This is a genomic window from Brachybacterium sp. EE-P12, assembly GCF_003711805.1.
GTDB lineage: Bacteria > Actinomycetota > Actinomycetes > Actinomycetales > Dermabacteraceae > Brachybacterium.
In genome coordinates this window covers 529,274-549,752 of sequence record NZ_QXCP01000009.1, presented here as the reverse complement: position 1 = coordinate 549,752, position 20,479 = coordinate 529,274, and the positions used below count along the sequence as shown (strand labels likewise).

17 protein-coding genes are annotated in these 20,479 nt (G+C 71.7%); 8 read left to right on the top strand and 9 right to left on the bottom strand.

Annotation, left to right across the window (positions count from 1 at the left end; translation table 11 throughout):
- Positions 1 to 383: 383 nt before the first annotated feature.
- Positions 384 to 1,430 carry a sugar-binding transcriptional regulator gene (locus D1648_RS14780; protein WP_122943198.1) on the top strand — a complete coding sequence of 349 codons (1,047 nt, stop codon included), beginning with the start codon at positions 384 to 386 and terminating at the stop codon, positions 1,428 to 1,430.
- 148 nt (positions 1,431 to 1,578) lie between these two features.
- On the opposite strand, the gene D1648_RS14775 is transcribed toward D1648_RS14780, so the two are convergent.
- The 3 genes from D1648_RS14775 to D1648_RS14765 form a co-directional block, all read right to left on the bottom strand.
- On the bottom strand, positions 1,579 to 2,472 hold the full coding sequence (locus tag D1648_RS14775; protein WP_122943196.1) for a carbohydrate ABC transporter permease: 894 nt from the start codon (positions 2,470 to 2,472) through the stop codon (positions 1,579 to 1,581).
- Positions 2,469 to 3,332, bottom strand: coding sequence for a carbohydrate ABC transporter permease (locus D1648_RS14770; RefSeq protein WP_206424821.1), 864 nt, complete (start codon positions 3,330 to 3,332; stop codon positions 2,469 to 2,471). Before D1648_RS14770 ends, D1648_RS14775 begins: the two co-directional genes overlap by 4 nt.
- 146 nt (positions 3,333 to 3,478) lie before the next feature.
- Positions 3,479 to 4,762 carry an ABC transporter substrate-binding protein gene (locus tag D1648_RS14765; RefSeq protein ID WP_122943191.1) on the bottom strand — a complete coding sequence of 428 codons (1,284 nt, stop codon included), beginning with the start codon at positions 4,760 to 4,762 and terminating at the stop codon, positions 3,479 to 3,481.
- A gap of 209 nt (positions 4,763 to 4,971) precedes the next feature.
- Here D1648_RS14765 and D1648_RS14760 point away from each other — a divergent pair, with 209 nt between their 5' ends.
- Positions 4,972 to 6,522 (top strand): DUF3375 domain-containing protein, encoded by a 1,551-nt coding sequence (locus D1648_RS14760; RefSeq protein ID WP_122943189.1) that lies wholly within the window; start codon positions 4,972 to 4,974, stop codon positions 6,520 to 6,522.
- Positions 6,523 to 6,559: 37 nt separating this feature from the next.
- Here D1648_RS14760 and D1648_RS14755 read toward each other — a convergent pair whose 3' ends face one another.
- The 6 genes from D1648_RS14755 to D1648_RS14730 form a co-directional block, all read right to left on the bottom strand.
- Positions 6,560 to 7,306, bottom strand: a complete 747-nt coding sequence (locus D1648_RS14755; RefSeq protein ID WP_122943186.1) for a hypothetical protein — start codon at positions 7,304 to 7,306, stop codon at positions 6,560 to 6,562.
- Positions 7,303 to 8,124 carry a hypothetical protein gene (locus D1648_RS14750; protein ID WP_122943184.1) on the bottom strand — a complete coding sequence of 274 codons (822 nt, stop codon included), beginning with the start codon at positions 8,122 to 8,124 and terminating at the stop codon, positions 7,303 to 7,305. The genes D1648_RS14755 and D1648_RS14750 overlap by 4 nt, the downstream gene beginning before the upstream one ends.
- Positions 8,125 to 8,216: 92 nt before the next feature.
- On the bottom strand, positions 8,217 to 9,224 hold the full coding sequence (locus D1648_RS14745) for a hypothetical protein (RefSeq protein WP_122943182.1): 1,008 nt from the start codon (positions 9,222 to 9,224) through the stop codon (positions 8,217 to 8,219).
- Positions 9,225 to 9,318: 94 nt separating this feature from the next.
- Entirely contained in the window at positions 9,319 to 9,690 is a 372-nt protein-coding gene (locus D1648_RS14740; RefSeq protein ID WP_122943180.1) for an MGMT family protein, read from the bottom strand.
- 72 nt (positions 9,691 to 9,762) lie between these two features.
- Positions 9,763 to 10,569 carry a hypothetical protein gene (locus D1648_RS17965; protein ID WP_164518737.1) on the bottom strand — a complete coding sequence of 269 codons (807 nt, stop codon included), beginning with the start codon at positions 10,567 to 10,569 and terminating at the stop codon, positions 9,763 to 9,765.
- Between the two features lie 217 nt (positions 10,570 to 10,786).
- Complete coding sequence (locus tag D1648_RS14730) at positions 10,787 to 11,233, bottom strand: hypothetical protein (protein ID WP_122943178.1); 447 nt, start codon at positions 11,231 to 11,233, stop codon at positions 10,787 to 10,789.
- Between the two features lie 173 nt (positions 11,234 to 11,406).
- Here D1648_RS14730 and D1648_RS14725 point away from each other — a divergent pair, with 173 nt between their 5' ends.
- The 6 genes from D1648_RS14725 to D1648_RS14700 all read left to right on the top strand — a co-directional run bounded on the left by D1648_RS14725 (position 11,407) and on the right by D1648_RS14700 (position 20,429).
- Positions 11,407 to 12,108 (top strand): DUF4194 domain-containing protein, encoded by a 702-nt coding sequence (locus D1648_RS14725; RefSeq protein WP_122943175.1) that lies wholly within the window; start codon positions 11,407 to 11,409, stop codon positions 12,106 to 12,108.
- Between the two features lie 208 nt (positions 12,109 to 12,316).
- The gene (locus tag D1648_RS14720; RefSeq protein WP_122943173.1) at positions 12,317 to 13,351 is read left to right on the top strand and encodes a siderophore-interacting protein; all 1,035 of its coding nucleotides are present in this window, start codon (positions 12,317 to 12,319) and stop codon (positions 13,349 to 13,351) included.
- 84 nt (positions 13,352 to 13,435) lie between these two features.
- The gene (locus tag D1648_RS14715) at positions 13,436 to 14,470 is read left to right on the top strand and encodes an alcohol dehydrogenase catalytic domain-containing protein (protein WP_122943171.1); all 1,035 of its coding nucleotides are present in this window, start codon (positions 13,436 to 13,438) and stop codon (positions 14,468 to 14,470) included.
- Between the two features lie 35 nt (positions 14,471 to 14,505).
- Positions 14,506 to 16,581: an acyltransferase family protein gene (locus D1648_RS14710; protein ID WP_122943169.1), complete on the top strand. Its 2,076-nt coding sequence runs from the start codon at positions 14,506 to 14,508 to the stop codon at positions 16,579 to 16,581.
- Positions 16,582 to 16,705: 124 nt separating this feature from the next.
- A complete protein-coding gene (locus D1648_RS14705; protein ID WP_122943167.1) occupies positions 16,706 to 18,610 on the top strand; it encodes a glycosyltransferase family 2 protein in 1,905 nt (634 codons plus the stop codon).
- Between the two features lie 106 nt (positions 18,611 to 18,716).
- On the top strand, positions 18,717 to 20,429 hold the full coding sequence (locus tag D1648_RS14700; protein WP_122943165.1) for a CDP-glycerol glycerophosphotransferase family protein: 1,713 nt from the start codon (positions 18,717 to 18,719) through the stop codon (positions 20,427 to 20,429).
- Positions 20,430 to 20,479 lie beyond the last annotated feature (50 nt).

The following is a 20,479-nucleotide window of genomic DNA, read 5'->3' as shown; positions in this document are numbered from 1 at the left end:
GTCCCATCCCTTCTCGGTTCCGGCGCCGGTCCCTCGAGCAGTCCCGCGCGGCGCGTCGGACGGTGTGCCGTGCGCCGGGGGTGCTCGAGTCAGGTGTGCTCATCCAGAGCGTGCGGGCGGGCCACGACGGCCACAAGGGCGATGAACGGATGTTCGCGCTCTGTCGAGCGCTCGCCCTCTGTCACGTGGGCTTCCGTCCAGGGATGAACGCATTCGCATCCACAGCGAGGCCGAGTATGGCTCCGGCCAGGGAAGTTCTGTCCGGCAGGAGGGCGGGGGAGCAGCAGACTCGCAGGTGACAGGCGCATGATGAGCGGGTGAACGTCGGTTCACCGACGGGTGAGACCTCGGCGACGTCGGAGCGTGCCTGGCATGATCCGGGCATGCACAGCCCAGAGGAGCAGCCGGCCACCGAGCACCGCGCGGAGGGCCGGGACGGCCTGTCGGAGCAGGAGGGGAGAGCTGTTCGTGCGGCGGTCGCGTACTACATCGAGAAGAAGACCATGGACGCGGTGGCGCGTGAGCTGCAGACCTCCCGTGCCACGGTTTCCCGGCTGCTGGCGCGGGCCCGCGAGGACGGCATCGTCGAGATCAAGGTGTTCCAGCCCGGTGCCCGCGCCTCGCAGCTCTCGGCGCGGCTCGCGAGCACCTACGGCGTGACCCCTCACGTTGTGCCGGTCACCGAGGAGGTGTCGGCACAGGAGAAGCACGCGCGCACTGCGGAGGCCGCGGCCCGGCTCCTGCGCGATGTCGTGACCTCGGACGCGGTGCTCGCCGTGGCGTGGGGGACCATGGTCAACGCCATCAGCAGCAGGCTCCGGCCGAAGGCCGTCACGAACTGCCGCGTCGTCCAGGTCAACGGGATGGGCAACGGAACCGCCGTCGGCGTGCACTATGCGTACGCGATGATGGACCGCTACGGGCATGCCTTCGGTGCTAACGCCCTGCAGCGGCCGCTGCCGCTGTTCTTCGACACCCCGGGGCTCGCCAGGGCCCTGGAGCGGGACCGGCTGATCCTGCAGAGCACGCAACTGATCCAGAACGCCGACGTCTTCGTGTTCAACGTCGGCACCGTGTCCGACGGTCTGCCCAGCGCCCCGCACCTGTACGGGAACTTCCTCGAGGACGCCGACTTCCGCCTGCTCCAGGAGGACGGCGCCGTCGGCGACATCGCCGCCACCTTCTTCGACGCGGACGGGGAGACCGCGCCCGTGCGCCTGAACGCCCGCACCAGCGGACCGGACCTCGAGGCGCTGCGCTCCATCCCTCGACGGATCTGCGCCGTCTCCGGGATCCACAAGATCACCGCGCTGCACGCCGCGCTGGTCGGCGGGCACATCACCGACCTGGTGATCGACGAGCAGACGGCTGACGCCCTCCTCGACACCGGCGCGGGCCCGCCCGCAGCCGCCACCGAGTGCTGCGATTGAGTCGTTATCGGGCCGTCATAGCGGTCCAGATGCAGCACTCGGCGGTGGAAAGTTGTCGGGGCGAGGACGGACGGCGGTGGAAAGATGTCGGGGCGAGGACGGGCGTCGGTGCGGCAGCCCCGACCAGCCCCTGGCCCCGAACCCCCGCTCACCCCTTCACTGACCCCTGCATCAGCCCGGCCAGGAAATACTTGCTCAGCACGATGTACACCACGAGCGTGGGCAGGGAGGCGAGCAGGGCGCCGGCCATGGAGACGCCGTAGTTGGCCAGCAGCGCGCCGTTGGCGAGGTTGTTCAGCGCGAGGGTGACCGGTCCGTTCGCGGGCGAGGAGAAGAACACGGCGAAGAGGAAGTCGTTCCAGGCGTTGGTGAACTGCCAGATCAGCACCACCACGAAGGCAGGGATCGCCAGCGGCAGCGCGATGTGCCAGAAGGTGCGAAGCATCCCGGCGCCGTCCATGGTCGCGGACTCGATCAGCTCGTGCGGCACGGACTCGAAGTAGTTGCGGAAGATCAGCGTGGTGATCGGGATGCCGAACACCACGTGCAGCAGGATCAGCGACGGGATCCCGTTGGGCACGCCGACGTCCAGCAGCATCTGCATCAGCGGGATCATCACGGCCTGGTAGGGCAGGAACATCCCGAACAGGATCAGGGTGAACACGATGTCCGCGCCGGGGAAGCGCCAGCGCGAGAGCACGAAGCCGTTCATGCAGCCCAGCACGGCGGAGATGATCGTGGAGGGCACGACCATCTGCACGCTGCGCCCGATGGAGGGGCCCAGCGCCTCCCAGGCCTGGGTCCAGTTCTCGAAGGTCCAGGCCTGCGGGAGGGCCCAGGCGCGGGCGGCGCTCGCATCGCCCTGCCCCTTGAAGCTGGTGATCACCAGGACGTACACGGGGATCAGCACGACCACGACGCCGATGAGGACCAGCAGCAGTCGCAGGGCGCGCGCCCAGGGCAGTCCGCCGCGGGGCGGCGGGGCCGCGGCGGGGGAGGGGGCCGGCACGTCGGCCGGGGCGGTGGCGGAGGCGGTGCTCATCGGGTGCGGCTCCGATGCTGCTGGACGAGATAGGGGACGATCAGGAACGCGATGATGATCAGCAGGAACGCGCCGACCGCCGCCGAGTTCGCGTAGTCGAAGCCGGACTTGAACACGAACATGTCCACCGCCGGCACCTTGGTCTGGTACGCGGAGGCGGAGGAGATCGACATGATCAGGTCGAAGGACTTCAGCGACATGTGCGCGATGATCACCACCGCGCTCATCAGCACCGGGGTGAGCTGCGGGAAGATCACCAGGCGGTACACCTGCCATTCGGAGGCGCCGTCCATGCGGGCGGCCTCGCGCAGCTCGTCGGGCACCCCGCGGAAGCCGGCGAGGAACAGCGCCATCACGTAGCCGGAGAGCTGCCAGATCGCCGGCAGCGCGATCGCCATGATGCCGAAGGTGATGTTGTTCCACCACGGGTTCTGCAGGAACCCGATCCCGAGCATCTGGAACAGCCGGTTCAACCCGGAGGCGCTCTCGCCCTGGTTGGAGTTCAGCAGCCACCGCCACACCACGCCGGAGGCGACGAAGCTGACCGCCATCGGGAAGAGGTAGACGGTCTGGAACAGCCGCCCGCCCTTCATCGGCCGCTCCAGCAGCCACGCCCAGACGAAGCCCATCGCGAGCGCGCCGATCAGGAACGTGGCGGTGAACAGCACGAGGTTCGCCAGCGAGTGGCGGAAGTCCTCGGTCAGCAGCAGGTCGATGTAGTTCCTCAGCCCCACGAAGGCCGACGGCTCACGGCCCGAGGCCTGCGCCGCGGTGTGGTTGTCAGTCATGGACGTCCAGAAGTTCACCCCCAGCAGCCCGTAGACGAACACGCCGATGAGGATCAGCGAGGGCAGGATCATCAGCAGCGGCGCGCCGTAGCGCGCGGTGAAGGCCTTCACAGGTGCTCCTTGCTCCCGGACGCGCCGGGGCTCGGTGACGACGGCGAGCCGACGCCCGACGACGGGAGCGGGCCCGGGCGAGGCGCGCTCCCGTCGCGGCGGTCGGCTCAGGCCGAGGCGTGCTTCTCGGCGATGGTGGCGAGCTCCTCCTGGTATCCGGCGACGTCGCTCGCGCCGGTGGTGAACTTGCTCGTCGCGTCCGAGATCTCGTTCAGCCAGGCGACGGGGGTCGCGGCGCCGTGGGCGAGGGACGGGGAGATCGCGTCCTCCGCGTAGGACGTGATGGCCGTCTGCTGGTAGGCGGGGAACTCCTCGGTGTCCACGTCGGTGCGGGCGGGGATCGAGCCCTTGGCGAGCGAGAAGGCGAGCTGGCCGTCCTGGGAGCTGATCGTGTCCAGCCACGCCTTCGCGCCGTCGGGGTTCGGGGCGCCGACGGGCAGGGTGAAGGAGTCGGCGAGGAAGCCGAAGATCGCCTCGCCGCCGGTGAGCGGGAAGTAGCCGAAGTCCTTCCCGTCCTCCCACTCGGCCTGCTGGAAGGAGGCCACGGCCCAGTCGCCCATCACGCTGTAGGCGGCGGTCCCGTCGATCTGCATCTGGGTCGCGTCGGTCCAGTCCAGGCCGTCGCGGTCCGTGTTGGTCAGCGCGATCAGCTGCTCGAAGTGGCCCACGGCGGTGGTGACCTCGGCGCCGTTCCAGTCGGTCTCCCCGGTCCACAGGCCGTTGTACGCCTCGCTGCCGAGGTCGGCCATGAGGATCGCCTCGAGGAGGTTCACCTGGGTCCAGGTGGTGCCGATCGACAGGCCGGTCACGCCGGAGTCCGCGGCCTTCTGCACGTCGGCGATGAACGCGTCGACGTCGGACGGGACGGCGGAGGGGTCGATGCCTGCCGCCTCCAGCAGCTCCACGTTGGTCCACACCACGTTCGAGCGGTGGATGTTGGAGGGGACGGAGTAGATCTCGTCGTCCAGGGTCAGCAGCTCCACGAGGTCGCTGGGGAACGCCTCGGTGAGCCCGTACTCGTCGTACAGGTCGGAGACGTCCTCGAGCTGGCCGGCGTCGATGTAGTCGGCGAGCTCGAGACCGGCGTGGGCCTGGAAGGTGTCCGGCGGGTCGCCGGCCTGGAGGCGGGACTGCAGCATGTCCTTCGCGGCGCTGCCCGCGCCGCCGGCGACGGAGCCGTTGACGAAGGTGAGGTCGGGGTAGTCCTTCTCGAACTGCTCCACCAGCGCGTCCAGGCCCGCCTTCTCCGAGCCCTGCGCCCACCAGGTGAAGACCTCGACCTCGGAGCCGCCGCCGCTCTCACCCCCTCCGCCGCCCGAGCCGCCGCAGGCCGCGAGACCCGCCGCTGCGAGGCCGCTGCCGGAGAGGAGGAGGAAGTTCCTGCGCCGCATGATGTTCTCCTTCGAACATGACGAGCGCGTGGGGCATCCGGGGGTCGTCGTCGACGGTCGGGTCCACGCGGGCATGGCGAACGTACCGCACGGAAGTCCCTGGTCGCGAGCGTTCCGGGACACAGCTTCACAACGATGCGGCGGCGGCCCGGGAGCGACCGCGCACACGCCGACGGGCCGGGCGCCCGGCACCGCTAGACTCGCTGACCGTGACCACGACCGAGCCGAACCGGTGGACCGACCGCCGCAGCGACGCCGTGTCCGCGCGCAAGGAGGCCTACGAGCAGCTGCGCCGGGCCAGCACCTGGCGCCTGCTCGCGGCGACGAAGGCCCCTGCGGTGCTCGCGATCCTGCAGGCCACCTTCCCGGCGGGGGACCGACGCCTGCCGCGCAGCGAGCTCGTCGCCCGCGTCGGCGCGCATCTCGCGCTGCTGCACGACGAGCAGGACGACGCCCCGACCGAGGGCGCCGACGGGGACACCGGGGCCGGCGGGGAGGCGCGCGGCGGGCGCAGCGCGGCCGAGTACGTCGACGCGTGGGTGCGCGAGGGCTATCTGACCCGGCGCGACGACCCGCAGCACACCGAGACGACCTTCGAGCCGAGCCCCGCCACGATCGACGCGATCCAGTTCATCGCCTCGCTCGAGGAGCACCGCCCCACCACCACCCAGTCCCGCCTGCAGTTGGTGATCCAGCAGTTCGACCGCCTCGCCCAGGAGACGGAGACCGACCGGGACGTGCGACTGGCCGATCTGCAGCGCCGCCGCGAGCGGATCGAGCAGGAGATCCGCGAGCTCGCCGAGGGGGAGCTGCTGCTGCCCAGTGCCGAGGCGTCCGTGGACCGTCTGCGCGACATCCTGCAGATCGCCGCGGAGCTCTCCGGCGACTTCCTCCAGTACCGCGAGGACCTGCGCGCCGTGGACCTGCACCTGCGCGAGCAGATCCTCTCCCCGGAGGGCTCGCGAGGCGAGATCCTCGAACAGCTGCTGGCCGGCGACGACCTGCTGGGCCAGTCGACGGTGGGCCGCACCTTCACCGCGTTCTTCCGGATGCTCAACGACCCCGTCCAGACCCGGACCACGCAGGAGCTGGTGGACCGGCTGCTGGAGCGGGACTTCGCCCGCTCCCTCTCCCGCGACGAGCGGGAGCGCCTGGCGAACGTGTTCAGCGACCTCTACGAGCCCGCGCAGGAGGTGCTGGACGTCAAGACGGAGCTGTACCGCTCCCTGGCCCGCTTCGTGCGCTCCCAGGACTTCCGCCAGCACCGGGTGCTGCTCGAGGCGCTGCAGGAGGCGCAGGGCCTCGCCCTCGCCCAGAAGGACGAGGTGCCCACCCGCACGCCCTTCCCGCTCGAGCTGGACCTGTCGCGGGTGCTGATGAGCTCGGTCGCCCAGCACCGGCTGAAGGACCCCACCGACCCGGGTGCGCCCGCGGAGGCGGAGGTGCACGATGCGACCTCGCTCAGCGTCGAGGTGCTCCAGGACCTCGTGCGCACCAACGACATCGACATCGTGGGCCTGACCACGCAGGTCAACGACGTGCGCGGCCGCTCCGGGCAGGCCTCGATCGGCGACATCCTGCGGGAGAACCCGGCCGAGCAGGGCCTCGCGAGCGTGATCGGGCTGATGTTCCTGGCGACCACCCATGCGCAGGAGCGCGAGGGATCCACCGAGATCGTCACCTGGCGGGAGCTGGACGGCCACGAGTACGCGGCGAAGGTGCCCTCCTTCTACTTCCTGGACGACGTCCCGGTGGAGTGAGCGCCGCAGCCGCGGTGAGCGCCGCGGCCGCGCGGTCTCAGCCCTTCGACATCCGGCGCCGCAGGCTCTCCTGGACCTCCGCGGGGAGGTCCTCGAAGCGCTCCGCCTGCTGCGGGGCGGGCCAGCCGGGGATCTCGGTGCGGTGGGAGTCCTTCCGCCCGGACAGCCGGCCCGGGGGCAGGGCGGTGCGGGGCACCTCCTCGGCACCGGGGACGCCGGCCGCGACCAGCAGCGGGACGAGCGCGCCGATGAACCGCTCCGCGGAGCCGCCGAGCGCGAACAGCTCGACGGTCCCGCCGAGGGAGGCGACCAGGTCGTCCTCGACCAGGCGCCCGCCCTGGAGGCGACCGGAGCGGCGCACCCGCAGGGTGACCCCGAGCCCGGACAGCGGGGTGATCAGCTCTCCGCTGGTAAATGCGGTCCTGCCGGAGGAGCGCAGATAGGCGCGCAGGTTGGACCAGGTGCGGATCGTCGAGGTGTCGACGTCGGAGTAGAAGAGCACATTGGGCGCGACGCCGGGGACGAACGCACCCATGACGATCGCCCGGTCGGTCAGGATCATCCGGTGGCGTCGCAGGAACCAGGTCAGCGGCAGCGAGATCACGAGCCAGAGCACCACCAGCAGCGCGACCGCCGTGCCGGGACTGCCGGTGGCGAGGATGAGCGCGGCGACCACGAGCGGGGTCAGCCACAGCACGGCCCAGACCACGGCGGGCCAGTGCATCCGGAACTGCGCCCGGGGCGCGCCGAGCTGGTCCTGGGCGCCGCGCAGCGAGGGGCTCATGCCTCGGCCTCCACGAGGACCTCCCGGAGCAGGTCGACGGCGGTCGCCCGGGCGACCTCGACGAACTGCAGATGCGGGTCCTCGGCCCCGTCGCCCTCCTCGGCGAGGGAGACCAGCAGGCGGTCGCTGGTGGCGTAGAAGCTGTACTGGACCGGATCGGCGTCCCGGCGCACCGAGGACAGGACGGTCAGCGCCCGGGTGTCCGAGAGGATCGTCGCGAGCTGGGGGTCCTGGTCGACCTCGGACAGCCGTGCCCGTCGTCTCCCGCCGTCGTCGGCGGCGACCTCGTCCTGGTCGATCACCATCATGGCGCGGTCCGGCGCGGACTGCGCGGGCAGCACCGTGAAGTGGTGGAACCCGTCGTGGGTGATCTCCTCCTCCAGCATCCGCCCCTCGCCGAAGTCGTAGTGCACAAGCGTGTGCGACTGGATGTCGACGATGCGCTGCAGGGTGGTCACGGCCGAGGCGGAGCGGCGCAGGGTGAGGATCCCCTGGACCGGATCGACCGCGTACAGGCGGCGCGGGTCGTCGCCGAGGTCGTCCCAGTCCTCGGCCAGCAGCTCGGCGGGAAGCACCAGGCGGCGCGCGATGAGGGAGCGCAGGGAGACGCCGGCCGCGACCTCGGCGGGGACCCGCTCCTCGTTCTCGCGCAGCCAGGGGAGCGGGACCAGCTGCTCGGTGGCGAGGCCGTCGAGGGCGGTGAGCTCCTCGTCGGTGAAGACGCCGAGCGCCGTCGGGCCGTCCTCGGCCCCCTCGAGCACGAACAGGGCGCAGGCGGCGCCGCGGTCGGGGCCTGCGGTCGCGGTGGGCTGGGACATGGGGTTCCTCTCCCGTCGGTGGGGTGGGGCGCGGCGGCGCGGAGCGGCGGCGGGTCCTGGGCATCCTCCCACGGGTGGGGAGGCGGTCTCGGTCAGCCGAACACGGAGGCGAACCCGTCGCCGATCTTGCCGAGGCCCTCACCGATCGCGCTGCCCACGTCCTTGACGGCGCCGACGGCGGAGTCCACGGTGTTCTGCACGGCGGGGATGTTCTCGTAGGCCATCTTGCCCAGGTCCATGCCCGCCGAGACGACTCCGAGCCCGATCCCGACCCCGGCGACGATCGGTGCGGCGGGCCCGGCCAGCGGCGCGGCGAGGGTGAGCACGCCGCCCACGGTGGAGAGGCCGCCGGAGAACTTGTCGTAGCCGGTGGAGTCCGGGTCCATCATCTGGCGGACGCCCAGGCCGATGTCGAGGCCGGGCAGGACCTTCCCGAAGGTCTTGGAGCCGAGCTTGACCCAGGGCTTGGTCGCGTCGGTGATCTCGTCCATGTGGGAGAGCATCTTGCCCGCCCATTCCTTGCCCGGGATGTTCACGCCGAGCAGCGAGCTGATCTTCTGGGGGATGGCGTTGCCGAGCTTCTCCCAGCCCCTGCCGAGCAGCTCGTCGGCCCATTCGGCGCGGATCGTCCTGCGCTCGAGCGCGCTCAGCGCCGGGAAGACCTCGTCGAGGTTCTTGAGGTCCTTGAACGTCTGCCGCAGCTCCGGGAAGCGACGGAACATGTCCATCATCTTCTTCGGGTCCTGGATCAGCTTCTGGAGATTGCGGGCGAAGCGCGTGACCTGAGCGGGGACGTGCAGGAAGTCGTTGATCTTCTCCCACGTCCCGCGGGGGTCGGAGGCGTCGTCCTGCTCGCGGGCGTGCTCGCCCAGCTCCTCGGCGCGACGGCCGAGGTCCTCGATCGCGGTCGAGATCGGTGCGGTGACCCTCGAGCTCGCGTCGCCGCGGAACGTCTCGGCGTCGGGGCCGGTCCACTCGACGGTGGCCACGCTCTGGACGATCTGCCGCTGGATGTCCTGCAGCGTCATCATGCTCACGCGCATGCGCTGGCCCATGTCCATCAGCTGCGCGGTGTCGGCTCCGTAGAAGCTCACTGCCATCCCCCGAGGTCGTTGAGCGCCGGGCCGCGGGTCCCCGCGCGGTCGGCATGCTGTGCGTTGCGGATCGACTCTAGGCGCGCACGCCCCGCAGCGCCTATGGGGAGGACTCCCCATCGAGCTCGGCCAGCGCCGGGCCGGCGTCGGTGCGCAGCTGCGCGAGGTCCGCGCCGAACTGGGCCATGCGGCAGCCGCGCCGGTTGGGCTTCAGCACGATGCCCTCCTCCTGCCAGTGCGGCAGCGCGCGGGCGAGCAGCGGATGGTCGCCGTAGCTGTCGGTCACCCGCCACCACGGCACGGAGGAGCCCCAGGTGCGCATGATCCGGCCGACGAGCCGCGGTCCGACGCCCACGATCGCGCCGACCTCCCCGTACGCGGCGACGCGGCCGGGCGGGATCGCCTCGACCACCCGCAGCACGCGCTCGACCGTGAGGTCGTCCATGCGGGTGCGGGGTGAGCGGTCGGTCATGGCGGAAGTCTGGCATGACGCGGCCCGGGGACCCTCGGGTTCCCGGGCCGCATGCTGCGTGGGAGAGGGCGGTCAGCGGCGCGGCTCGGCGCCGTCCTGCCCAGTGCCCTCCTGCGCAGGGCCGTCCTGCTCCGTGCCGGGCTCGGGCCGCTCCGGCGGGAGCTCGTCGCAGCCCTCGTGCAGCAGCCGCTCCTGACGGAAGAACGGGTCGTCCTCCTCGGCAGGTGCGGCGGGTGCGGACCAGTCCTGGACCCCGCCGGGCTCCTCGACGGGGGCGGTCTCTGCGCCGTCTCCGGTCGCGGCGTGCCGCGCGGAGCCCGGATGGGCGGGGTCGTCGGCCGCCGACGGCTCCTCGGCCACGGGGCGGGCGGCGTGCCGCCCGCGCAGTCGATCCTCCGGGCGAGCGTCCGGGCGGTCCTCGAGGCGGTCCTCCGGCCGCTCCTGCAGGCGCTCCTCCGAGAGCGTCTGCAGCCGGTCCTCGGCACCGGCCTCGGCCTCGGGATCCAGGCGGTCGGCCTCGGCGCGCCGCTCCTCGACGTCGTTGCGCTCCTGGTCGACCTCGCGGCGCCGTGCCTCGGCCTCGCTGCGCCGACGCTCGGCGGCGATCTGCTGCTGCTGGGCGTCCTTCGTCTTCCGCTCGGCCTCGAGATGCGCCCGATCGGCCTCGAGCTCGGTCTCGCGCGCCTCGAGGTCGCGCTCCTGGACGGCCTGTTCCTTCTGGGACGCCTGCTCGCGGATCTCCGCGGCGCGACGGCGGTCCTCCTCCTGCTGCCGCTGCCTGCGACGCCTCGAGACCCCGACGCCGACGGCGATGAGGACGATGACGACGAGGACCAGCAGGATGATCCCGATGATCACGGGGGTGGAGAGGTCGGACATGGTCGTCTCCTTCGTGGTCGACGGCTCCGCCGCCTGGCGGTGGAGCTCGCCCCGACCGGGTGCCCGGTCGCGGGCGCTGTCCCGATTCCACCAGACATCGGGTGCTCGTGGTGCACATACCGACCAGCTGTTCGGGGTCCGGGCGTGTCGATCTCCGTGACCTCGACGTGAGGAGAGCGGCGACGAGAGGGGCGAGCGCTGCGAGGCTCCGGGGAGGTCAGCTGCGGCGCTCGGCGGAGCTCTCGGGGGCGATCTCCCAGCTCTGCGCCGTCGGCCGGCCCTCTGCGGAGGGGTCCTGCGCGGAGGGCGGGGGCAGCTCGCCGAGCAGCGGCCGCGAGGCGCGCCGGCCGTGCCGCTCCCGCCAGGGGCGCGGGTCGTCGTCCACGGGGGCGGCCGGAGTGTCGGGCGCTGCGCCGTCGAGGGTAGGGCCGCCCGGGTCCGTCTCCTCGGAGGCTGCGCTGTCGGGGCCCGCCGCGTCAGTGGCTGCGGCCTCGGCGTCCCCCTGCGGAGCATCCGACGCCGGGTCGTTCGGCGATTTGTTGGCCGACGGGGCGGGCGCAGGGGCGTCCCGTCGGCCTCGCACCACGAGCGCGATCAGCACGATCAGCACCAGGAGCGCGAGCACGAGGATCGCGAGGACTGCAGGGGCGGGCAGGGTGGACATGACGGCTCCTCGTGGTCGTCGGCGGAGCTCGGGCGGAGGACGGTTCCCGGGCGTCCCCCGATTCCACCAGAAGCATGTCCGTTTTGGGTGGATTTCTCACCAGTCGGTCAGATTCCGGCCCCGGGCCCGCTGCGCCCTCCCGCGGCGGGGGAGCGCCGGTAGGCTGGGTCGCCGTGACCAGTCCTGCGCACCGCCCCGATCCCGACGATCTCGCCGCGAGCGAGGAGGCGAGTCCGTCCGTGCCCGGCGGCGCGCTCGTGGACGACTCCCGCCGGGTGCTCGTGCACCTGCTCCAGGGCCCCTTCCTCGACGGGCGGCGCGACGGTGCCCGCTACGCCCAGCTGCTGCGCGACCGCTCCGCGATCGAGGCGCGGCTCGCCGATCTCTTCCTCGAGCTGATCGTCGACGACGACGCCCAGGTCGCCTTCGTGCGCCAGAGCGAGGACGATCCCGACGCGCCGAAGCTGCTGCGCCGTCTGACCGGCATGAACCGTCTGGACTCGGTGCTGCTGCTGGTGCTGCGCCAGATGCTGCTCACCCAGTCCTCCCGGGGTCAGCGCACCGTCGTCTCCGAGGCGGAGATCCAGCAGGCGCTGGCCGCCTACCGCCGCACCACGTCGACCGACGAGGCCGGCTTCGCCAAGGAGGTTCGCGCCTCGATCGCGAAGGTCCAGCGCGCCGGGCTGCTGGACGAGCAGGGCGACGACTTCGAGGTCTCCCCGGTGCTGCGCCTGATGATCGGTCCTGACACCGCGCGGGAGTTCATCGCGCTGTACCGCCAGGCGGGGGTCGACGGCCTCGAGGACCCGGATGACGCGGACGTGCCCGGCGACGACGCCCCGGCAGGGGGCGAGAGGGCGGCCGGGGACGCCTGATCCCGAGGTGATCCGCGCCGCACGGCGCGGCGGCCCCGAGGCTGCAGCGAGCGGGCTCGTGTGATCCCGCCCCCGTGGGCGTCCGGAAGCGACGCAGATGATTGAGCGCGCGCGCCATTGCGTAATAAGGTCAGGCTCACCTCACCACATCGTCGGGATCGCTCCGCCGATGATCCGTGGTGCCGTCCCCGCCGCATTGGAGGACCCGATGACCACGACCGAACAGGCCGCCCCCGCACTCGTCGTCGCCCACGAGGCGTCTCCCACCCTCGCCTACGAGCTCACCGTCGGCGCCCGGGAGATGGTGGGGAAGAACCTGGTGCGTCTGACCCTGACCGGTCCCGAGCTGCGCCACCTCGGCGTGGGCGGTCCGCTGCTGGACCTCCGCGTGAAGCTGATCATCCCCGCGCCGGGATCGACCCGCGACCTCTTCGCCGCGCTGCGACCGGACGCCGTCTCCGATCCTGCCGCCTTCGACGGCTGGTACCGCGACTGGCTGCAGGTCGACACCGCCGAGCGCGGCTGGATGCGCACCTACTCGATCCGGGAGCTGCGCGGCGCCGGCCACCCGGGGAACCTGGGCCCCGACCCGGAGCTCGACATCGACATGGTGCTCCACCTCGAGGAGCCCGTCGTGCCCGGCTCCGGGGTCGCCGCCCGCTGGGCCGCCTCCGCCCAGGTGGGCGACACGATCACGATGCTGGGCCCGAACCGCCGCCTGATCGGCCCCGACTACGGCGGCATCGAGTTCCGCCCCGGCCCCGCCCGGCGCCTCCTGCTCGCCGGGGACGAGACCGCCCTGCCCGCGATCTGCGCGATCCTCGAGACTCTCCCGGCCTCGTTCACGGGTCACGCCCTGATCGAGGTGCCCGACGCCGGGGACGAGCAGCGCGTGCTCACCCGCTCCTGCGTGGAGGTGACCTGGCTGGCTCGCGGCGATGCCCCGCACGGCACGCTGCTCGACCCCGCGGTGCGCGCCCTGATCGAGGACCGCCCCGAGCTGATCCGCGAACCCGCATCGGAGCAGGCCGAGGAGACCTCCACCGGCGAGTTCGAGGAGGTCGACATCGACCACACCATCCTGTGGGAGACCACCGAGGGCCACGGCCCGTTCTACGCCTGGCTCGCCGGCGAGGCCGGGGTGATCACCACCCTGCGCCGCCACCTGGTCAAGGAGCTCGGCGTGGACCGCAAGCAGGTCTCCTTCATGGGCTACTGGCGCAAGGGGCGGGCCGAAGGCTGATCGACGTGCTGTGAGGGACGAACGGCAGGAGATCAGCAGGTAGACGGAGGCTAAGACAGGGCAGAGCCTGACAGACTCTCCCTCATGCGCGCCGTCGTCATCGAGCAGTTCGGTCTCCGCCCCGAGGTCCGGGACCTCCCGGCCCCTGCGGCTCCGCCCGGCGGCGCGGTCCTCGACGTCGAGGCGACGGGGCTGTGCCGCTCGGACCACCACGCCTTCGCCGGTCACGACTCCGACGTGACCCTCCCGCACGTGCCTGGCCACGAGCTCGTGGGGCGCGTGGCCGCGCTCGGCGACGACGTGCGCACCGTGAGGGTCGGGGACCGGGTGACCACGCCCTTCGTCGAGGGCTGCGGGCGCTGCCGCTGGTGCCGGGAGGGGGCCTCCCAGATCTGCCCGGACCAGACCCAGCCAGGCTTCACACACGACGGCTCCTGGGCCGAGCAGGTGGCGATCCGGGCCGCCGACCACAACCTCGTCCCGGTGGGGGAGGACCTGCCCGCCGAGGCCGTGGTGACCCTCGGCTGCCGCTTCGCGACCGCGTACCGGGCGCTCACGGCCCGGGCCGGGCTCCGCGCCGGGGAGGCCGTCGTGGTGATCGGCTGCGGCGGGGTGGGGCTCTCGGCCGTGATGATCGCCGCCTCCCTCGGCGCGCGGCCGATCGCCGTGGACGTGGATCCGGGAGCGCTCGACCTCGCCCGCGCCCACGGCGCCGAGGTCGTCGTGGACAGCCGCGGCCTGGACTCGGCCGCCACGGCTGCGGCGATCCTCGACGCGGCGGGGGAGCGGCCGACGGTGAGCGTCGAGGCGCTCGGCCGGGAGGAGACCACCGATGCCGCGCTGCTCGCCCTCTCACCGCTCGGCCGTCACGTGCAGATCGGCCTCTACTCCGCCCCGCCCCGGCTCGCCATGCCGCGCGTGATCTCCGAGGAGCTCACGGTGCTGGGCAGCCACGGCATGGCCGCCGAGGACTATCCCGGGCTGCTCGCCCTGGTGCGGGAGGGATCGCTGCGCCCCCAGGACCTCGTCACCCGCACCCTCGATCTCGAGCAGGCCTGCGACGCGCTGGTGGAGCTCGGCCGGCGCACCCGTCCGGGCGTCGGCGTCATCCGGCCCTGAGCGTGCGCGGCGGGGCGGCGCGCTACCCTCGACGGATGCCTGATCCTGCAGCAGGGGTCCGTGCGAGCGGGCCGGACGCCGCAGCAGCGCGCCGCGGCACGGAGAAGCGATCGACGTTCCGCCCCGACGTCCAGGGGCTGCGCGCGATCGCCGTGCTGCTCGTGGTGCTGTACCACTCTGGCGTCGAGACCCTCTCCGGCGGGTTCATCGGGGTCGACGCGTTCTTCGTCATCTCGGGCTTCCTGATCACCACGCACCTGCTCGAGTCGCTCGCGACCCACGGACGGATCTCCTTCCCCGCCTTCTACGCGCGCCGCGCCCGACGGATCCTCCCCGCGGCGCTGCTGGTCGCCGCGCTGACGACGGTCGCCGCGTGGATCTGGATGCCGCCGCTCGCGCTCGAGGAGGTGGTGCGCGGGGCGATCGCGACGGCGTTCTACGTCCCGAACTTCCTGTTCGCGGTGCAGGGCACCGACTATCTGGCCGGGACCAGCCCCTCCGTGTTCCAGCACTACTGGTCCCTCGGCATCGAGGAGCAGTTCTACCTGTTCTGGCCGGCGATCCTCGCGGCCGGCTTCGTGCTGTGCCGGCGCCGGGAGGGGCGCCTGTTCGCCGTCGCGGCCGTGTTGACCCTCGCCTCCTTCCTCGCCTGCGTGCTGTGGATGGGCATCTCGACCCCGTGGGCCTTCTTCGGCCTGCACACCCGTGCCTGGGAGCTCGGGGTCGGGGCGCTCATCGCGTTCCTGCTGCGCTCCCGCGCGGCACGGCGGCTGCAGCATCCCGCGGTGGGCCTGCTGGCGTGGGCGGGACTGGCCGCCCTGCTCGCCGGCGCGCTGCTGTACGACGACGCGACCCCGTTCCCCGGGACGGCCGCCGCGCTTCCCGTCCTCGCGACGGCGGCGATGATCGTGGGCGGCACCGCTTCCGGCGGCCTGCACGCGACGCGGCTGCTGGGGCTGGCTCCCTTCCAGTTCTTCGGGGCGATCTCCTACTCGCTGTACCTGGTCCACTGGCCGCTGCAGATCATCCCGCAGGCGGCGGTGGGGGAGGAGTCTCCGTTGCCGCTCACGGTGCGCCTGGCGCTGGGGGCGGTCGGGGTCCCGCTCGCCTGGCTGCTGTACCGCTTCGTGGAGCGACCCGTGATCTCCTGGCCGGCGCTGCGGAACCGCTCCTCGCTCCTGACGGGCGCGGCGGCGCTCGCCGCGTCGCTCGCCCTCGTCGCGACCGCCGGCGGCGTGCACCGCGCCGCCGACGACGCCGAGCTGGGCACCGACGAGACCGCACCGGAGGCGGGGACGCTCCGCACCGATCCCGAGGGGACGGACTTCGTCCCCGAGAACCTCGAGCCGTCCCTCGAGGACGCCGCAGATGACAATCCCTCGATCTACGACGACGACTGCCACCGCACCCAGGCGAGCACCGACGCGAGCGGCTGCCGGATCGGCGAGAACCCCGACGCACCGCTGGTGTTCCTCTTCGGCGACTCCCATGCGGCGTCCTGGTACCCGGCGCTCGCCCGACTCGCCGAGGACGGCGAGATCCGCCTCGACACGAACACGAAGAGCTCCTGCCCCTCGGCGGACGTGCCCCTGCTGATCGACGGGGTCGAGTACGACGAGTGCGCCCAGTGGCGCAGCGGCGTCATCGAGCGCATCCAGCAGGAGGAGCCGGCGCTGGTCCTCCTCGCCAACCACGGCACCGAGGAGTGGGAGATGATGGACGGCGACGATCCCGCCGCGCAGTGGCGGGCGGGTCTGGAGTCGACGATCCAGGAGGTCGACGGCTCCGGCAACGTGGCCGTGCTCGCGGACGTCCCGCTGCAGGGCGCCGACCCGGCGCAGTGCCTCTCGAACAACCTCGAGCACGCCGGCGACTGCGACGCGACGGTCCAGGAGGCCTTCTCCCCCGAGGTGATCGAGACGGAGAAGGCTGCGGCGCAGGCTGGTGACGCCGAGTACCTCGACCTCACCGACTACCTCTGCAACGAGGAGACCTGCCCGACGATCATCGACAACCTGCTCGTGTACCGGGACGAGCAGCATCTCACCGCGACCTTCAGCGCCCGGCTCGCCGAGCCGCTCGAGGAGCAGATCCGGCCGCTGCTGGAGTGAGCAGGAGAGGCGCCGCGCTGACGAGGTCCTGAGCGGACGCCCTCCTGGGTCGACGGCCCGGGGCTGGCCCGGGGACACGGTGTCTGGAAGACTCGGCGCCCCCGAGATTGAAAGGTTGACGCTGATGTCGCAGTCCGCGGAGACGCCGCTCGTCTCCCTCGTGATCCCGGTCTACAACGCGATGCCCTATCTCGTCGAGCTGCTCGACATGCTGCCGAAGCAGGGCCTGGATCCATCGCAGCTCGAGGTGATCCTCGTCAACGACGGCTCCGACGACGGCTCGGAGAAGGTCCTGGCCGAGTACGCCGCACGCCACCCGAACTACCGTCTCATCGATCAGCCGAACTCGGGCGGGCCGGCCGACCCGTGCAACAAGGGCATCGCGGCCGTGACGGGCAAGTACTTCTTCGTCGTCGGCGCCGACGACGTGCTCACCGAGAACACGCTCGGCGACCTCGCCCGGTACGCCGAGGAGGAGGGCTCGGACATCGTGCTGGCGAAGATGGCTGGGCTGAACGGGCGTCACGCCCCCAGCTCGATGTTCCAGCGCTCCGTGGATGATGCCGACATCGTCGCGGACAAGCTCTACAACTCGCTCACCGCGATCAAGCTCTTCCGCACCGACCTGGTGACCAAGACCGGTGCGCACAATCCCACGCATCTGCGCGTCGGCTCGGACCAGCCCTTCACCCTCGCCTGCTATCTCGTCGCGGAGAAGATCTCCGTGCGCGCCGACCGCGACTACGTCCTGGTCCGCAAGCGCGACGACGGCAAGAACGTCACCTCCTCGTACCGCAGCGCATGGGACTACGCGCAGCTCGTCACCGCCAGCTTCGAGGTGATCGAGAAGTGGAGCGAGCCGGGGCCTCTGCGCGACGGGATCCTCCGACGCCCCGTGCGCGGGGCTCTGACCAAGGCGCTCTGGCCCCGGTTCCTCGACCTCGACGAGGAGCAGCAGCAACGGGTCGTCGACGAGCTGCGCCGCGTGGTGCCCCCGCTGCTCACCCCGGCCGCGGCCGCGCACCTGAGCTCCCTGCCACGCCTCAAGCTGCGACTCGCCCTCGACGGGAAGATCGACGCGCTGCGGCGCGTCATCGCCTGGCAACGGGACTCCACCAAGGAGCTCCTCGTGCCCGACGGGACCGGCTTCCGCTTCGACCTCCCTGCCGATCTCGCGGCGGAGATCGACGACGAGCTGCTCCACGACGTGCAGGTCAACGGCATCGTCGCTCTCGAGGACCTCGAAATCGACGGGATGACCCTCCACCTCGTGGCCAGCGCACGAGTCTCCCGCAGCACCGCCCCGCCCGACGAGGTCGCCCTGAGGTTGCGGGATCGTGCCGAGGACGACTGGGAGGACCTCCCGGCGATCGACGTCCAGGAGGTCGGACGCTCGGGCACGCCCGCTCTCCAGTTCCGGGCGACGCTCGACGCCGCGCGTTACCCGAAGGGGGTCCAGGACCTCTACGTCGTGCACCGGTACGGCAGCGTCGAGCTCGTCAACCGCCTGGGGAGGCATCGCTCCGAGCGCATCGAGGAGCGGCCCCGCCGGCTGCTGGATCCCGTGCGCGGACGAGACCTGGGGATCGCCTATTTCACCAAGGGGTACGGCAACCTCTCGCTCGACATCGGGTACACCGTGAACGACAAGCCCGGCCCCGACGCCCGCCTGCTCACGGTGCTGCGCAGCGGAGCGGAGGAACGGATCGCGATCCTCGGCGGCGACGAGACGGACAATCTCCGCGCCGTCGCGCACGCTGAGAAGGACGCGCCCGGAGACGGGGAGGAGGTCCGTGTGGTGCCTGCGGGGGAGGGGCTCGCCGCCGTGCCCCTTCCCCGCAGACAGGCGTCGCAGCTGAGGTGGCTCAGCGTGAGCGATCTCTCCGGCACCGTCACGCTCGAGCTGCCGCCGGCGGTCGTCCTGCCCTCCGGGACGGAGGCTGAGACGCTGGTGACCGGCGCACTTGCCGGGGCGGGGAAGGCGGGCCGCTCCGTCGCCAGGCGCCTCGGCTTCGGCGGACACCGCTGACGGAATGCCGGGCGCGCGCGGCCGCTCGTGACAAGATCATCGAATGCTCGGGCGTCTCGTGACGCTCGCGGCACGGTCATGCCCCTGAGAAGAGAGGTGCTGCGCAGTGACAGCGATCAGCCTGCGGAAGGCCGCGGACAAGCTCTCCCTGTGGCCGGCGGCCGTGAACGTGCTCGCCGCGGTGTCCGCAGTGGTGGCGGTCGCGGCGGGCGATACGACGGTCGCGCTCTTCCTGGCGCTCGTGGTGCTCGCCGCCGTCGTGCGGCGCCAGCGGAAGACGCTGCGGCGCGTGCCTCGAGGGATCGGCGGCGCGGGCCGGTACCTGACCTCCCGCTTCCTCCTGGTGGCGACATCGGCAGCGCTCCTCAGCACCGAGGGAGCTCTCACGCCGCTGGCCGTGGTCGTGCTGCTGCTCGCGATCCTCATCATCGCCGCGGAGCCGCTGCTGCGCACCCTGAACGGGATGGCGGTCCCCTACGGGGCCAACATCCCCGGCCGGCTCGCGCGGAACGCCGCGACCTTCCCCTATGGCTGGCTCTTCCCGCTGAACCTGCTCATCGTCCTCCTGCTCGTCCTCGCGACCCTCGCCCCGACGGTGCTCGTCCCGGTCGCAGCCGGGCTCATCGTGGTCTCGCTGGCGACCGTGGCGGCAGCGACGTTCGACGTGCTGCGGAGGATCCGGGCGCGGCACTCCTTCCAGCAGGATCTCCCGCAGATCCTCGAGGAGATGGAGCCCGTCTTCTACATCTACTGGCATGCCCCGGCGCGATCCGCCTTCCAGGTGATGATGTGGCTGCCCTATCTCGAGCGGCTCGGCGTGCCCTTCGCGATCGTGGTGCGCACCGTCGGCAACTTCCGCCAGCTGCACCGCCGCACGGAGCATCCTGTGATCCTGCGACGCTCGATGTCGGATCTCGACGCCCTCATCGTCCCCTCGGCGCGCGGCGTGTTCTACGTCAACAACGCGATGCGGAACACCCACATGATCCGGTACTCGGCCCTCACGCACATCCAGCTCCTGCACGGCGAGTCCGACAAGGCCGCGAGCGCGAATCCGATCACCAGGATGTACGACCGCGACTTCGTCGCCGGTCAGGCGGCGATCGACCGCTTCGACACCTTCGGCGTGCCCATGCCGCGTGACATCTTCCGCATCGTGGGTCGCCCGCAGGTCGAGAACGTGCTCCAGGCACGGGGTCCGATCGGCGAGCTCGAGGACCGCGCCGTCCTGTACGCCCCGACCTGGCTCGGGTACCAGGCCGAGACCAACTACTCCTCGCTGCCCGTCGGCGCGGACATCGTCCGCACGCTGCTGGAGCGCGGCTGCCGCGTCGTCTTCCGGCCGCATCCGTACGCCCGTCGCGCCCCGGAGCTGCGACAGGCCTGCCGGGAGATCACGGAGATGCTCGCCGCGGATGCCGCGGCGACCGGGCGCGAGCATCTCTTCGGCTCCGTCGCCGAGAGCGAGATGGACGTGGTGGACTGCTTCAACGCCGTCGACGCGATGATCTCCGACGTCTCCGGCGTGGTGGGGGACTTCCTGCACTCCGGGAAGCCGCTCGCGATGGTCTCCCCGCGCGCCGGCGCCGAGGAGTTCGTCGAGATGAACCCGATGGCCCGCGCCGCCTACGTCCTGGTGGCCGTCGACGGCGTGCTCCAGAACCTCGACTCCGTGATGGACGCGCTCACCCGCGATGATCCGTACCGCGCCGAGCGGGAGCGCTGGGCGACCTACTACCTCGGCGACATCCCTCGTGACGGGTATGCGCAGCGGTTCGTGGACGTGGCCCGCGAGGAGCTCGGCCTGACCGACGACTGATCCCCCTGGAGGACGTCGGAAGCTTCCGACGTCGAGCGGGAGGCTCCGCG

What these genes read in the sequence shown, in the direction of transcription:
- D1648_RS14780 (WP_122943198.1), top strand. Translation starts at nt 384, where the DNA reads ATGCACAGCCCAGAGGAGCAGCCGGCCACCGAGCACCGCGCGGAGGGC.
- D1648_RS14775 (WP_122943196.1), bottom strand. Translation starts at nt 2,472, where the DNA reads ATGAGCACCGCCTCCGCCACCGCCCCGGCCGACGTGCCGGCCCCCTCC.
- D1648_RS14770 (WP_206424821.1), bottom strand. Translation starts at nt 3,332, where the DNA reads ATGATCCTGCCCTCGCTGATCCTCATCGGCGTGTTCGTCTACGGGCTG.
- D1648_RS14765 (WP_122943191.1), bottom strand. Translation starts at nt 4,762, where the DNA reads ATGCGGCGCAGGAACTTCCTCCTCCTCTCCGGCAGCGGCCTCGCAGCG.
- D1648_RS14755 (WP_122943186.1), bottom strand. Translation starts at nt 7,306, where the DNA reads ATGAGCCCCTCGCTGCGCGGCGCCCAGGACCAGCTCGGCGCGCCCCGG.
- D1648_RS14750 (WP_122943184.1), bottom strand. Translation starts at nt 8,124, where the DNA reads ATGTCCCAGCCCACCGCGACCGCAGGCCCCGACCGCGGCGCCGCCTGC.
- D1648_RS14745 (WP_122943182.1), bottom strand. Translation starts at nt 9,224, where the DNA reads ATGGCAGTGAGCTTCTACGGAGCCGACACCGCGCAGCTGATGGACATG.
- D1648_RS14740 (WP_122943180.1), bottom strand. Translation starts at nt 9,690, where the DNA reads ATGACCGACCGCTCACCCCGCACCCGCATGGACGACCTCACGGTCGAG.
- D1648_RS17965 (WP_164518737.1), bottom strand. Translation starts at nt 10,569, where the DNA reads ATGTCCGACCTCTCCACCCCCGTGATCATCGGGATCATCCTGCTGGTC.
- D1648_RS14730 (WP_122943178.1), bottom strand. Translation starts at nt 11,233, where the DNA reads ATGTCCACCCTGCCCGCCCCTGCAGTCCTCGCGATCCTCGTGCTCGCG.
- D1648_RS14720 (WP_122943173.1), top strand. Translation starts at nt 12,317, where the DNA reads ATGACCACGACCGAACAGGCCGCCCCCGCACTCGTCGTCGCCCACGAG.
- D1648_RS14715 (WP_122943171.1), top strand. Translation starts at nt 13,436, where the DNA reads ATGCGCGCCGTCGTCATCGAGCAGTTCGGTCTCCGCCCCGAGGTCCGG.
- D1648_RS14710 (WP_122943169.1), top strand. Translation starts at nt 14,506, where the DNA reads ATGCCTGATCCTGCAGCAGGGGTCCGTGCGAGCGGGCCGGACGCCGCA.
- D1648_RS14705 (WP_122943167.1), top strand. Translation starts at nt 16,706, where the DNA reads ATGTCGCAGTCCGCGGAGACGCCGCTCGTCTCCCTCGTGATCCCGGTC.